Annotated in this window: 15 protein-coding genes and 2 tRNA genes; 3 read left to right on the top strand and 14 right to left on the bottom strand. The window is 44.1% G+C overall.

Features of this window, described 5'->3' with window-relative positions:
• Window positions 1-16: 16 nt before the first annotated feature.
• The 7 genes from AC0THY_RS07690 to AC0THY_RS07660 form a co-directional block, all read right to left on the bottom strand.
• Complete coding sequence (locus AC0THY_RS07690; protein ID WP_489993840.1) at window positions 17-205, bottom strand: helix-turn-helix domain-containing protein; 189 nt, start codon at window positions 203-205, stop codon at window positions 17-19.
• Window positions 206-614: 409 nt separating this feature from the next.
• Window positions 615-845, bottom strand: a complete 231-nt coding sequence (locus AC0THY_RS07685; RefSeq protein WP_489993839.1) for an IS3 family transposase — start codon at window positions 843-845, stop codon at window positions 615-617.
• A 136-nt stretch (window positions 846-981) separates the two neighbouring features.
• On the bottom strand, window positions 982-2,460 hold the full coding sequence (ltrA, locus tag AC0THY_RS07680; RefSeq protein WP_489993838.1) for a group II intron reverse transcriptase/maturase: 1,479 nt from the start codon (window positions 2,458-2,460) through the stop codon (window positions 982-984).
• Window positions 2,461-2,982: 522 nt separating this feature from the next.
• A complete protein-coding gene (locus AC0THY_RS07675; RefSeq protein WP_489994159.1) occupies window positions 2,983-3,603 on the bottom strand; it encodes an IS3 family transposase in 621 nt (206 codons plus the stop codon).
• A gap of 32 nt (window positions 3,604-3,635) precedes the next feature.
• Window positions 3,636-4,322: a transposase gene (locus tag AC0THY_RS07670; protein WP_489993837.1), complete on the bottom strand. Its 687-nt coding sequence runs from the start codon at window positions 4,320-4,322 to the stop codon at window positions 3,636-3,638.
• A 343-nt stretch (window positions 4,323-4,665) separates the two neighbouring features.
• Window positions 4,666-4,736, bottom strand: a tRNA-Gly gene (locus tag AC0THY_RS07665).
• Window positions 4,737-4,944: 208 nt separating this feature from the next.
• Window positions 4,945-5,130 carry a hypothetical protein gene (locus tag AC0THY_RS07660; RefSeq protein ID WP_489993836.1) on the bottom strand — a complete coding sequence of 62 codons (186 nt, stop codon included), beginning with the start codon at window positions 5,128-5,130 and terminating at the stop codon, window positions 4,945-4,947.
• Between the two features lie 348 nt (window positions 5,131-5,478).
• Between AC0THY_RS07660 and AC0THY_RS07655 the strand changes: the two genes are divergently transcribed.
• The 3 genes from AC0THY_RS07655 to AC0THY_RS07645 all read left to right on the top strand — a co-directional run bounded on the left by AC0THY_RS07655 (window position 5,479) and on the right by AC0THY_RS07645 (window position 6,568).
• Window positions 5,479-5,757, top strand: coding sequence for a hypothetical protein (locus tag AC0THY_RS07655; protein ID WP_489993835.1), 279 nt, complete (start codon window positions 5,479-5,481; stop codon window positions 5,755-5,757).
• Window positions 5,758-5,834: 77 nt separating this feature from the next.
• A complete protein-coding gene (locus AC0THY_RS07650) occupies window positions 5,835-6,017 on the top strand; it encodes a hypothetical protein (RefSeq protein ID WP_489993834.1) in 183 nt (60 codons plus the stop codon).
• Window positions 6,018-6,097: 80 nt separating this feature from the next.
• A complete protein-coding gene (locus AC0THY_RS07645; protein ID WP_489993833.1) occupies window positions 6,098-6,568 on the top strand; it encodes a methylglyoxal synthase in 471 nt (156 codons plus the stop codon).
• Between the two features lie 118 nt (window positions 6,569-6,686).
• Here AC0THY_RS07645 and AC0THY_RS07640 read toward each other — a convergent pair.
• The 7 genes from AC0THY_RS07640 to ispF form a co-directional block, all read right to left on the bottom strand.
• Window positions 6,687-6,759 (bottom strand) — tRNA-Thr (locus tag AC0THY_RS07640).
• A gap of 108 nt (window positions 6,760-6,867) precedes the next feature.
• Entirely contained in the window at window positions 6,868-7,470 is a 603-nt protein-coding gene (gene sigH, locus AC0THY_RS07635; protein ID WP_489993832.1) for an RNA polymerase sporulation sigma factor SigH, read from the bottom strand.
• A gap of 10 nt (window positions 7,471-7,480) precedes the next feature.
• Entirely contained in the window at window positions 7,481-8,224 is a 744-nt protein-coding gene (gene rlmB / locus AC0THY_RS07630; RefSeq protein ID WP_489993831.1) for a 23S rRNA (guanosine(2251)-2'-O)-methyltransferase RlmB, read from the bottom strand.
• Complete coding sequence (locus tag AC0THY_RS07625) at window positions 8,214-8,660, bottom strand: Mini-ribonuclease 3 (RefSeq protein WP_489993830.1); 447 nt, start codon at window positions 8,658-8,660, stop codon at window positions 8,214-8,216. The genes rlmB and AC0THY_RS07625 overlap by 11 nt, the downstream gene beginning before the upstream one ends.
• Window positions 8,645-10,051: a cysteine--tRNA ligase gene (gene cysS, locus AC0THY_RS07620; RefSeq protein ID WP_489994158.1), complete on the bottom strand. Its 1,407-nt coding sequence runs from the start codon at window positions 10,049-10,051 to the stop codon at window positions 8,645-8,647. The genes AC0THY_RS07625 and cysS overlap by 16 nt, the downstream gene beginning before the upstream one ends.
• A gap of 66 nt (window positions 10,052-10,117) precedes the next feature.
• Entirely contained in the window at window positions 10,118-11,287 is a 1,170-nt protein-coding gene (locus tag AC0THY_RS07615; protein ID WP_489993829.1) for a GNAT family N-acetyltransferase, read from the bottom strand.
• A complete protein-coding gene (gene ispF / locus AC0THY_RS07610) occupies window positions 11,238-11,774 on the bottom strand; it encodes a 2-C-methyl-D-erythritol 2,4-cyclodiphosphate synthase (protein ID WP_489993828.1) in 537 nt (178 codons plus the stop codon). The genes AC0THY_RS07615 and ispF overlap by 50 nt, the downstream gene beginning before the upstream one ends.
• Between the last annotated feature and the right edge of the window lie 344 nt (window positions 11,775-12,118).

Here is a 12,118-nt window from a genome sequence, read left to right as displayed (position 1 = left end):
TGATTGCGCTCAATCATTATCTTTCGTTTGGAAGATTTGAATTTTCTTGCATGTAAGCATCAATATCGATCTTTCTTATTCGCCAAGAACGATTGCTTAATTTAGAAGCACGAATTTTATTATTGGAAATGAGCCGTCGAATTGTTTTGATTGACAACTGTAGGTACTCTGCTGTTTGAGCCACAGTGAATATTTCGCCATCCATTCGCATATCATCCTCTCTTTACATTTTAATCAATCACACTTTAGTAGTATAGTATATTATGAGAAGAAGTTCAAGGGCAATTTTGTATCAATAGAAGCCATCAGTGGACATACAGAGACAAGGATAAGTTAAAGCCCTAAATAAACATCAAGTTCTGCTTAAATCCTATTGCTTTGGATAGCACTGCGCCTACAATGTCATACGTTTTCTTGATCAAGTTCGTTTTTGTCACTAATATGACAAGATAATTTTCTGCCCTCCTATATAAGCTGTTTTCAGGCTAACATTAATGGAAAAAGAATAAAGACAAATCGCTCAAACCCTTGATTTTGGTGTGCTACCCGTCAAGTGGACATTTGAAATATTAAAAGGTTTTCGGCTTTGCCGCCCACATCTGTGGGCGGTATTTTTATGCTACCAGCAACATTTGCTCATGGTATTCCATTGGTGTTTTTACGCCCAGTTTCCTCTGGACACGCCCATTTGTATAGTAATCCATGTAGCTATGTATTGCTTTCACCAGCTCGTTCTTGGTTTGATATTTTCTCGTATAATACATTTCTCTCTTCATCAGGCCACAAAATCCTTCCATTGGGCCATTGTCTATACATCGTGCCACACGTGACATACTTTGCGTCATTCCAGCCTTGATGATTCGCTGCCGAAAGTCGTTGCTGGTATAATCGACTAAAGAAAAGGGATTACTCCCTTCCCCTCGTCTAAGAACCGTACATGAGAGTTTCCCGCTCATACGGCTCAAGCAGTTTTTCACCCTTTCAGGCGGCATTAATACGTTGAATCCTTGTTCTTCGGTCTTTAAAATATCCTTGGTCTAAGAAGGGATTTTTTGCAAGTTGAAGATTCGGATGTCGGGCGATATGAATTGTCCTTAGATTTATTAACGCATTTTCAGTGGTAGAGAATAGCCAAGGTTTGTCTCCACATCTATGCCAGTATTTATTAAGTCTCCACCAACTGTTTTTGCTTGGGTGGCGGTGCTTTGCCCATCTTTGTAGCAGTAGGTATAATGAATTATTCACATTTGAAAACGTTTTGCTCGCAACCGTGTGCTTATGGTAATTACTCCATCCTCGTATTACAAGATTTAAACGGCGGATCAAATCCGCTTGGGTGCTTGCCTTGCTTTCACTTAATATAATTTCAGATAGTTTCCTTACCACTCGTTTTACAGAGTCTTTCGAAGGCTTTACAATAAGTTTTCCTTTAAACTTTCGAAAATTCCAGCCGAGGAAATCAAATCCGTTGCCGATGTAAGTGATTGCAGTCTTTTCCGCTGATAGTTGTAGGCCTCGTGATTGTAAGAAGTCACTCACGAGATATTTTAATTCTTCTGCAATCTCTTTTGAGTCAGCGGTGATAATAAAATCATCTGCATAACGTACCAGATTTACTTTCGTTTTTGCACGATAGTGATTTTCTATATTTCCTCTGGAATTCCTGTGATATTGGTCTTGTATTAGTTTTTCCAGACCGTCCAATGTCATGTTTGCATAGATGCTTGATATGGCACCTCCCTGGGGTGAGCCGGTTTCCGTTGGAAACAGACTTCCTTGATAAATAAAACCAGATTTGAGGAACTGCCGCATGATTCGTTTATCCATCGGAATGTTTGCCATCAGCCACTCGTGGTTAATGTTGTCAAAACACCCCTTGATATCACCTTCTAGAATCCATTTCGGAGAGCATTTCCTTGCAAGAACATTAAATATTTGTTCACAAGCGTCTTTTGCGCTCCTTCCTTTACGGAAACCAAAGGAAACCGTATCGGCAGTGGTCTCTGCGATTGGTTCCAGTGCAAGGGCATGCAGTGTTTGCATTGCCCGGTCATACATGGTCGGTATTCCAAGTGGTCTTTTCTTACCGTTTTTCTTTTTGATATAGACTCTTCGGAGCGGTTTGGCACGATAGACGCTGTTGGAGAGTTGTAGTGCCGCTTTCATTTTTGATGCATTCGTTGACCATAGTTTTTTGTCTACACCTGATGTTTTCTTTCCTTGATTTGTTGTAACTTTCCTTACTGCATATGCCTTTGCTGAGAACGAATGGGTTAATAAATACTGTAATCTTCTGGCTTTATTTCTTTTGCCTTCTATTGTTGCCTTAGCAATTCTTGATTGTAGTCTATTAACATCATTTTCAATTTTGCACCAATCCATGGAGTCCCATTGTAATGTGAGTGCTTTTGTGTCTTTCAGTTTCTCGGTCTTGCCCGTCGTTGAATTACTGGAATTCATAGATATACAATCCTTCCTGCCAAAAACTACCGTGAGATAAGTCAGCACCCTTTCAGGTTAAGGCAAAGTTTGAACCTCTGTCTGTTTTCATTACAAAATCAGCGTTCGCTTTTTATCTCTTTCTTCTGCCCTCTATGTCATTTCGCCCCTTGCGGTTAGATACCCCCATAGGGGGAACATATAGGGTTTACCAAGTTCCGCCTGATATATAATTGTGAATGCCTTAGGAGCCACCTTTAAACCGGGAGCACATGTTCCATCCGCATTGGCTAGCCAGTAGACCTTTGCACGACTCCATACCTTTTTGGTCAAAGCGTTTCAGCCTTTTCGCTTTCTCCAGCGTAACGATTCCTACAGTGATTCACTTTACGTTCTCCATAGCATTCTTACTCTAGCAGTTGTTCCAGTTTAGGCTACCAGAACTCCCTCATTGTCTCGTGAGCTTTCTAACCCAGACGTTACCATCCACGCTAGTCACGATAGAGTTACCCCGAATGGATAGGGCAGCCTTTCGGCAATATATTAAGCGACTTCTTGTCGCACCTGATATCCCCGATCAGAGTGAAACAATGGATGTGCATTGGGATTGGCCGCTATTGCAGCGTCAAAAGTATTAAATACAAGAGGGGTGTCGTTATGATCACTTATTACATAAGAAACTGGGCGTTTGTCACATAAGTCTATGATTGTACTCAAATATATTTTTCCGGCATTTTCCAACCCCACACCATATTTGAATACGGACACATCTGTGACCCACTTTTCGTTTGGGCGCGTTGCCTTAAATTCTCGATTTAATATATTTTCAGCCACATATGCCGGGTCAGAAGCTGGTTTAGTGCAGCAGTTATGTTTTCCTTTGATAATAGACTGTATATTCCTATTGCGGCAGATGCGGAGCACTCTTTTATCATTAACAGTAATGCTTTCATCGTGTTCCAAGGTATCGCGCAGCCTCCTATACCCCATATCAGGGTGTTCTGCATGTATGGCTTCCACTTTTTCTGCAATTATCTTGTTGAGTTTATCGTTTTGGCTGTCTTTGCGGTTTAACCATTTATAATAAGCGGATCTGCTTACTTCCCCAAGTTTGCATAATGAGACAACAAAGTAGCCCTTTTCTTCTTCCAACAGTTCCTTAATTGCCTGATATACTGCAAGGTGCTTTGTCCTTTCTAGAATCGCCTCCTCTCTATTTCTTCGAGTTTTTTTAAGAAATCAATCTCCATTTGCTGACGCTTGTTTTCGGCTTTTAACATACGGTTTTCTATCTGAATTCTTTCATTCTCAGATAATGCTTCATCATGTTTACTTTTGCCTCTTCGGTCAATAAGGCCGTCTGTGCCAGATTTTCGATATTTCTGTACCCAGGAATAAACTTGTCCATAAGACACATGGAATTCTTTTGCTGCCAGCGCATAATTGTTGTCGTTCTCAATGCAGTACGCAACAATGTTAATACGTTCTTGTAAATCAGTTTTACGGGTATTATTTTTAACCATATCAATTAATCCCTCCGGTCTGGAATTTTTCAACTCTTCATGGTTATTATACATCATTACCCATTGTCTGACAGTAGTAGGTGCCAAAATATTAAAGTCTGATGCGACTGACTGATAAGTTTTCCCACCACAGAGATAACTCTTAACTACCTGCTTTTTAAATTCTGCTGTATAGTTGATATTGGCGTGATTTTCGATCAGAAAAGTCTCGCCATACTGCTTATATAGTCTGCACCAACTCCTCACGCATTTAGCATCTACGCCATATTTCTGCCCAAGGGCATAGCAGGAAATATTACCTGCTTCATGCTCCTGGATCACTTGCCTTTTGAATGAATCATCATACTTTTTTCTAGACATGAAAATGTTCCCCTTACAATAGACTTTAATTGTTTCATTTGTCTACTATAAGGGGAGCATATCATTTTACGGGGCTTTTCCGATTCGTCTTTATTATGCTTTATGGGCACTCGCATGCCTCTCTGCTAAAAGATCCCGGATTTTCTCCCCTTCCGTTCTCCAAACGGCTAGGTCATGAGAACGTACCAACCACACTTTATATTTTATTTATTCTCACCTGTTCCCTCAGAATAAATTGAGTCTGCTGAAAAGCTGGTGGCTTTATGTTTCAACAATATTTTTTATCAAAACGGCAACAAAAAAGCTGAGAACCTCTCATCAAAATGGTTCTCAGCCTTTTATAAGCAGATAGCGGGAATCGAACCCGTCTCTCCAGCTTGGGAAGCTAGCGTTCTACCGATGAACTATATCTGCATGAGATTATTATACCAAAAATTTTTAATTAGTCAAGCCCCGATTACAAAAGGAGAGCCAGTATCCCGCCGGATACTGGCAAAGTTATGAAAAAGAAAAAATTTTGTTTTAAAAGTCTTATTGGCTTTTACAATTATTAGTATATGGTACAATTATGAAAGCAATGTGGAAACATTGTGAAAAAATAATGAATAGATTTTAAATAATTTTATTCCCCGCCGGGACCGTCTTTGCGGGGGCGGTCATCCTCTTTTAATTCAGGACGGCTGCTGTTGAATTCCTGGGGAATATCTCTGGTGGCATCTGCGGCTCCAGGAAGATCAATCTCCGGAATGTTCCCATCATCGTAGGAGGATTTCCCTCCCCTATGGCATGCACTATAATCATCTTTCATGGCTATACTCCTTTCTGTGCTTCATCTTCGGCCACAATTTCTTCCAGAACGTGTATCAAATCGTAAATTGTGTTAATGTTTACGTTTCTCTCAAGTATCAAATTTTTAAGATCAATTGACAACGTTTCGAATTTGGGCCGTACTTCCTCTGAAATATGAGACATATTAATCACCTCCAAGATATTTTCCCCAATCTCTCATAGAATATACAAGGTATAAAAAGCTGTTTGCAGCGTTTGTACAAACGTGCTACAATATTTACATTAAACTTTTTCATTTCAACTGAGGATATCTCTAAACAAACAGATCTGTCCGCAGAGCGGACACTGTTGTAAAGGAAAGGCAGCTATGAGTGATACCATTACCACATATACAAAATTACACATAAACCCCTTAAAACCCCAGCCCGAAAAAATCTGTATAGAAGATATTGCACATGCTCTATCCCTGATGACCAGAGCTGGCGGCCATTTTCCGGTATTTTACTCCGTTGCACAGCACAGTATCCACTGTTGCCAGGAAGCAATTGCCCAGGATTATCCCAAATCTGTCTCTCTTGCCTGCCTTCTGCACGATGCCAGTGAGGCATATCTGGTCGATATTACTAGCCTGGTAAACAGTATCTGACAAGCTACTTAGATGCGGAAAAGACCCTTCAAAACATTATCTAACAAAAATTTTTAAGCTGCGAACTCACGGAACAGATGGCAGAGCAGGTAAAATCAGTGGATTCCTCTCTGTTCTACTATGAATTTCTGTATTATATGGATGAGGTGATGCAGGATTCGCCGCCTTTCCTGGCCAGCCACCCTGTCTTTGAAGCCAAGCCGTTCTGTGCTGTTGAAAAAGAATTTTTAGAATACTACTTACAAATGGTTTCCGCTTAAGGCACTTTACAAAAATTTTACTTGCTTGGATTTTCGTCCTGTCATAAGATGGAAGTAACAAAAGGAATGGAGGATTTGATATGAATAATGACTATATTACTTTCACAATCGGAAAGCAGAAAAATATCGCATTGATCGCGCACGATGGAAAAAAACAGGAAATGATACAATGGTGCGATGACCATAAGGAAATATTGAAAAATCACTTTTTATGCGGAACCGGTACTACTGCCCGTATGATTACAGACCGCACTTCTCTTCCTGTGCGCGGCTACAACAGCGGCCCTCTGGGAGGCGACCAACAGATAGGCGCCAAGGTGGTGGAGGGAAAGATTGATTTTATCATCTTCTTTTCCGATCCTTTGGAAGCGCAGCCCCATGATCCGGATGTAAAAGCTCTGCTGCGGATCGCTCAGGTATACGATATTCCCATAGCAAACAATCGGGCAACCGCAGATTTTTTGATTACCTCTTCTCTCATGAATGAGGAATATAACCATCAGGTGATTAATTTTAAAAAGAATGTTCAGGACAGGGCAAATAGTCTTTAGTAAATATCCCCGCGGCAATCGCCAAGCAGCCTTGCAAGCACGGCTGCTTGGCTCAATGCTCGCGGGAATAAATATTTTATACAAAAAACAATCCCTAGCATAAGCTAGGGATTTGTTAAGCTGATGACGGGACTCGGACCCGTGACCTCCTCACTACCAATGAGGTGCGCTACCACCTGTGCCACATCAGCCTGCGATATAAATAACCGCTACGATTAGAAATTTTACCATATGACCTTGCTGTTGTCAATGCCTTTTTTCATCTTTTTCTAAACTTTTTTGACTTTTAAGTTCAGGTTTTATAACCTTGACATCTTCTTTCGAATCCGCTGCAGGGCATTGTCCACAGATTTGGGTGCTTTTCCGAGCAGCTCGGCAATCTCCTGGTAGTCTTTTCCCGACAGGTAGTATTCCAGAATCTGTCTCTCATAGGCGCTGAGGCGTTTATTCAGCTCTTTTTCCATTTGGCGGGTATTTTCCTGACAGATGACCATTTCTTCCGGATTTGCCCCGTTTAAGGCCGGCAAAACATCCTGCAGCGGTACTTTCCCATCATCCTGCTCCAGGGTGCCGGAATAGAGGGAGATGTATGAATTTAACGGAGTATGCTTCTTTCGGTTGGACGCCTCCACAGCTGTGTACATCTGCCTGGTAATACACAACTGGGCAAAGCTGTTGAAGGACATACCCTTTGATTTATCATAGTCCCTCACTGCCTTAAAGAGGCCGATCATCCCCTCCTGTATCAAGTCATCCTGGTCTCCGCCCATCAGATACAGAGGCCTGGCTTTCCTTTTCACCAGGTCTTTATACTTATCCATCAGATAGTCCATAATCTCCGGATTTTCCTGGCATACACTGCCCACCAACTCCTCGTCCGGGTACGCTCTGTAGTCTTCCATTCAACCTCCGTCAGCCCTTCAGCCTCTGACGCACAATCTCATATGCCAGCACACCTGCTGCCACAGATGCATTCAGGGAGTCTATCTCCCCTTTCATAGGAATAGAGGCGGTAAAATCACATTTTTCTTTCACCAGTCTGCTGACTCCCTCACCCTCATTGCCGATTACCAGCCCAATGGGTCCCCGCAGATCCATATCATACATGACCGTTCCATCCATATCCGCACACACAAACCAGAGCCCCTTCTCCTTGAGTTCTTCAATGACCGCACTGATATTGGTCACCTTGGCTACCGGTGTGTAGTTGATTGCTCCCGCGGAGGCCTTCGCCACCGTGGCGGTAAGCCCTGACGCTCGCCTTTTGGGAATCACCACCCCATGAGCCCCGGCCAGATTGGCAGTTCGAATAATTGCCCCCAGATTATGAGGATCCTCTATGTTGTCCAGTATAATAATAAACGGAGGCTCCCCCTTATCTCTGGCAAGCTTTAGGATATCCTCCACCTGTGCATACTCGTAGGCTGCTGCGTATGCAATCACTCCCTGGTGCTTTCCCGTCTCAGACATCTGGTCCAGCCGGGATTTGGGCACAAAGGTAATGATGGTATCGTGTTTTCTGGCCTCCCGGACAATGGAGCGCACCGGCCCATCCTGACACCCATCCAGCACAAAGAGCTTGTCAATGGGTTTTCCGGAGCGAAAAGCTTCCAGCACTGCATTTCTGCCCTCTATTGTCAATTCTTCATATCTCATGTTTCTTTTCCTCCAAGAGTCCATATTTCACAAGCTCCACCATGCGTTTGAGTTCCCGTTTCAGGTACAGGTAGCCCATCAGTGCCTCAAAGCCTGTGGCTTTCCGGTAGTCCAACATAGATGCGTTTTTTGCCATTGTGTAGGACTTTGCATTTCGTCCTCTTTTATAAACCGACTCCTCTTCCTTCGTAAGCAGAGGCAGTATCCGCTCTGTCATGGCAGCCTGTGCTCCTGCGTTTACCAGCTTGCTGGTCTTTTTATGCAGTTTGTTGGGAGGACAGTTCCCCTGCTTCACCACCAGGGTCCTGATCAGCAGATCATAAATGCCGTCCCCGATGTAAGCCAGGGTCAGGGGAGAGTACGTACGCAGATCCGGACTGTCCAGTTGAAAAGTCTCGTCTAGATACTCCTGAAAGGCATCTACGCTTTTTTCCATTTGACCCCCTCCCGGGAATCCTCCAGAATAATCCCTTTTGCTAAAAGCTCATCGCGGATCGCATCCGCTCTGGCAAAATCCCTGGATTTTCTGGCAGCCTGCCGTTCGTCAATTAATTTTTCGATATCCTCAGCCAAGATCTCTTCCTTTGACTCCACAATCAGACCCAGTACGTCACAGAGATTTACAATCTCATCATAGACAGTCTGAACATACTCTTTTGTGTTATCGGCAGTGATACCCGCATTGGCGAAGCGAACCAGCTCGAATACAGCAGATATGGCATCCGCGGTGTTGAAATCGTCATCCATGGCCGCGTCAAATTTATCCTCAAAGCCTTTCACCTGTGCCATGGCCTCTTTTTCTTCCGGGCGTATCTGATCATCCTTTGCCAAGAGCACCAAATCTCTCAGACGGTTCACCGCATTCACAATTCTCTCCAGGCCGTTCTTGGAGGACTCCATCAAATCTGCGCTGAAGTTTAAGGGACTGCGGTAGTGAGCGCTGAGCATAAAGAAGCGCAGAACCTGCAGATCATATTTTTCCCCAATCTCCCGAACTGTGAAAAAATTCCCCAGAGACTTCGACATCTTTTTGTTGTCTATGTTTAAAAATGCATTGTGCAGCCAATATTTCGCAAAAGGCTTTCCATTGCAGCACTCGCTCTGGGCAATCTCATTTTCGTGGTGTGGGAATACCAGGTCCTCTCCGCCGGCATGAATATCAATCTCCTCACCCAGATATTTTTTGGACATCACAGAACACTCAATATGCCATCCCGGGCGCCCGTCACTCCACGGTGAAGTCCAGAAAGGCTCTCCCTCCTTCTTAGGTTTCCACAGCACAAAATCCAGCGGATCTTCTTTTTGATCCTCCCCGGACACCAGCAAGGAACGGTTTCCTGAGCGCAGATCATCTAAGTTTTTATGTGACAGCTTGCCATATTCGTCAAATTTCCTGGTGCGGAAATAGACAGTGCCATTTACATTATAGGCAAAGCCCTTCTCAATCAGTGCATGAATCATATCCAACATTCCGTTGATTTCCTGTGTTGCCAGAGGGTGAGTGGTGGCAGGCTTCACATTCATGTCAGCCATATCCTTTTTGCACTCCTCAATGTACCGCTTTGATACCTCCTCCGCAGGGATTCCCTCCTGTATCGCCTTAGCTATGATTTTGTCATCCACATCTGTAAAATTTGAAACATAATTTACCTCATACCCCTTGTGCTCCATATAACGTCTCACTGTATCAAACACAATCATGGGGCGGGCATTTCCAATATGGATCAGATTGTACACTGTGGGACCGCACACGTACATACTCACCTTGCCCGGAACCAGGGGGACAAATTCCTCTTTCTGTTTCGTCAATGTATTATATACTCTCATCATTTTCTACCTCTCTGTTTTCCTATGGCTTTAAGTCTATGCAAAAAACCAGGTTTTGTCAACAACTTATACCACCTCATTTATCATCACAGGCGAAAAGCCGTTTACCAGCCCCCACTGCCGCGCCTCTGCCTCCGGGGCATGAAGCTCCTGCACACTCACGCTTCCAAAAGCCAGGCTCGTAAACTCTCCGGCTGTCATCTTCCAGGCCGCTTCTCTGTCCGTCAGACGCTCAAGATATCCGCCCTTACAGTCGATGGTCAGACGAAACACCCCTCTGTTTTCTTTTATAAGGGAATCCTCTATCTCGATCTCAAAGCTCACTGTCCTCTTGGCGCTTAGGCATTTGACAAACGCCGCCAAATGAACCACTCTTGCCATGATCATGGGAGTCTGTCTGACGTCTTCCTCTCCAACTCCTATGCTTCCTCCAAATACCCGAATACGTTCATCCCCGCCAAAATACTCTGTCAGAATACCAGGAAGCCGACTCAGATATCGCTTTTCGATAATAGGCTCCCTGACCTCAGCGCCTCCCTCACAGGCAGTAAAAAAATAGCCGCAAATCCTGTCCGCCTCTGTAATCAGCATAACCTGCCCTTGCTGGCTGGCCTGCTCAGCAAGCATTTGCCTAAAATAGGGCTCCGTGTGCATCACATATGTGCAGAAGTCTTCCTGAAGTCTTCTCTGTGCCCAGACTGACAGCTCTTTTAAATCCTGCTCCGTGGCCGGGCGGCAGCTCAGTTCTGTACCGCTTTTATATTCACTGGTCTTTAACTCATACTGACATTGCCGGTAAATGAATCGAAAGTCAAAGGGACGGTAAATTGCCTCAGCAGCAGGCATCAGAAATGTAAAAGGTTCTTTTTTTTCATACATATCTCTCAGGGAACAGTGGATCAGACGGCTCATTAAGCCCTGATGCCTGTAGTCTTCTCTGGTTGCCACTGCCACAATATACTGGCTGCTGACCGCCACTCCTCCCAGACAGATCTGGCATGGATTTAGGTGAAGCATGGATAAAAGGGTTTCTCGTTCATCCACTACGCCATAAATTTCATTTTCAGCAGCTTTATACTTATAGTAATAATCCACAAACGCCTCACTGTCCTCCGAAAAGATTTCTTGGTACAGTTCCCGTGATTTCTCCTTTGTCCTGCCCTTGAGTTTCTTTACCTGCAATATATTATTTTCCACAGCCACAGCAGCCTCCGCATCCTCCCGCACTCCGGTCATCTGCCGCCAAGTCCAGGATTGGGAACAACGCACAGATTGCCTGCGCACTGATCCCCTGACCATTTCCGGTAAACCCCAGCCCCTCCTCCGTTGTCGCCTTTATATTGACCTGATTCCTTGCAATTTTAAGCGCATCTGCTATATTCTCTGCCATCTTTTCCATATAAGGAAGCAGCTTAGGTCTCTGTGCAATCACGGTGGCATCTATATTCTCAATCACAAAATTTTGCTCATCCAATAGTTCCCGGACATGTTCCAGCAGCGCAATGCTGGAAATCCCCTCATATGCAGGGTCCGTGTCTGGAAAATGCTTTCCAATATCCCCCAGGGCAGCGGCCCCTAACAGGGCATCCATAATGGCATGTACCAACACATCTGCATCCGAGTGCCCCAAAAGCCCTTTATCAAAGGGCACTGTAACGCCTCCCAAAATTAGCTTTCGCCCCTCGGTCAGCCTGTGAACATCATATCCCATTCCTACACGCATACATATCTCCTTCTCTGTTTGATATCACGTTTGCCATGTACTAACTATAACACGTTTTATTTTTTCTGAAAAGGCACCTATCTTACTATAAAAAAGAATCCTGCGCGCAGGATTCTCCGCCTGCGGCGGGGCTGTCCCGGCAGCCATCTTCCACTCCGCCGCAGTGCGATCCCGCCCGGAGGGCTTTTTATATCATAGGGAATTCCGAAGGACTTTCCTCGTATGTTAAATTATTATTAGTTCCCCATTCTGTTCTTGAATGAGTATACTGTTTATAGACACTGTGGATTAGTTGAACTTTCCTAACGCTTTGACGTTTGAGCATAGGCTCTAACCACGGTTGT

It is taken from the genome of Ruminococcus sp. 8Y-12, assembly GCF_058119865.1.
This window is presented reverse-complemented; position numbering and strand designations above follow the sequence as displayed.

Coding starts and splice junctions, on each gene's coding strand:
- AC0THY_RS07690 (WP_489993840.1), bottom strand. CDS start 205: ATGGATGGCGAAATATTCACTGTGGCTCAAACAGCAGAGTACCTACAG.
- AC0THY_RS07645 (WP_489993833.1), top strand. CDS start 6,098: ATGAATAATGACTATATTACTTTCACAATCGGAAAGCAGAAAAATATC.
- AC0THY_RS07625 (WP_489993830.1), bottom strand. CDS start 8,660: ATGGAAAAAAGCGTAGATGCCTTTCAGGAGTATCTAGACGAGACTTTT.
- AC0THY_RS07615 (WP_489993829.1), bottom strand. CDS start 11,287: ATGACCGGAGTGCGGGAGGATGCGGAGGCTGCTGTGGCTGTGGAAAAT.
- ltrA (WP_489993838.1), bottom strand. CDS start 2,460: ATGAATTCCAGTAATTCAACGACGGGCAAGACCGAGAAACTGAAAGAC.
- AC0THY_RS07685 (WP_489993839.1), bottom strand. CDS start 845: ATGACGCAAAGTATGTCACGTGTGGCACGATGTATAGACAATGGCCCA.
- cysS (WP_489994158.1), bottom strand. CDS start 10,051: ATGAGAGTATATAATACATTGACGAAACAGAAAGAGGAATTTGTCCCC.
- sigH (WP_489993832.1), bottom strand. CDS start 7,470: ATGGAAGACTACAGAGCGTACCCGGACGAGGAGTTGGTGGGCAGTGTA.
- rlmB (WP_489993831.1), bottom strand. CDS start 8,224: ATGAGATATGAAGAATTGACAATAGAGGGCAGAAATGCAGTGCTGGAA.
- AC0THY_RS07650 (WP_489993834.1), top strand. CDS start 5,835: ATGGCAGAGCAGGTAAAATCAGTGGATTCCTCTCTGTTCTACTATGAA.
- AC0THY_RS07655 (WP_489993835.1), top strand. CDS start 5,479: ATGAGTGATACCATTACCACATATACAAAATTACACATAAACCCCTTA.
- AC0THY_RS07670 (WP_489993837.1), bottom strand. CDS start 4,322: ATGTCTAGAAAAAAGTATGATGATTCATTCAAAAGGCAAGTGATCCAG.
- AC0THY_RS07660 (WP_489993836.1), bottom strand. CDS start 5,130: ATGAAAGATGATTATAGTGCATGCCATAGGGGAGGGAAATCCTCCTAC.
- ispF (WP_489993828.1), bottom strand. CDS start 11,774: ATGCGTGTAGGAATGGGATATGATGTTCACAGGCTGACCGAGGGGCGA.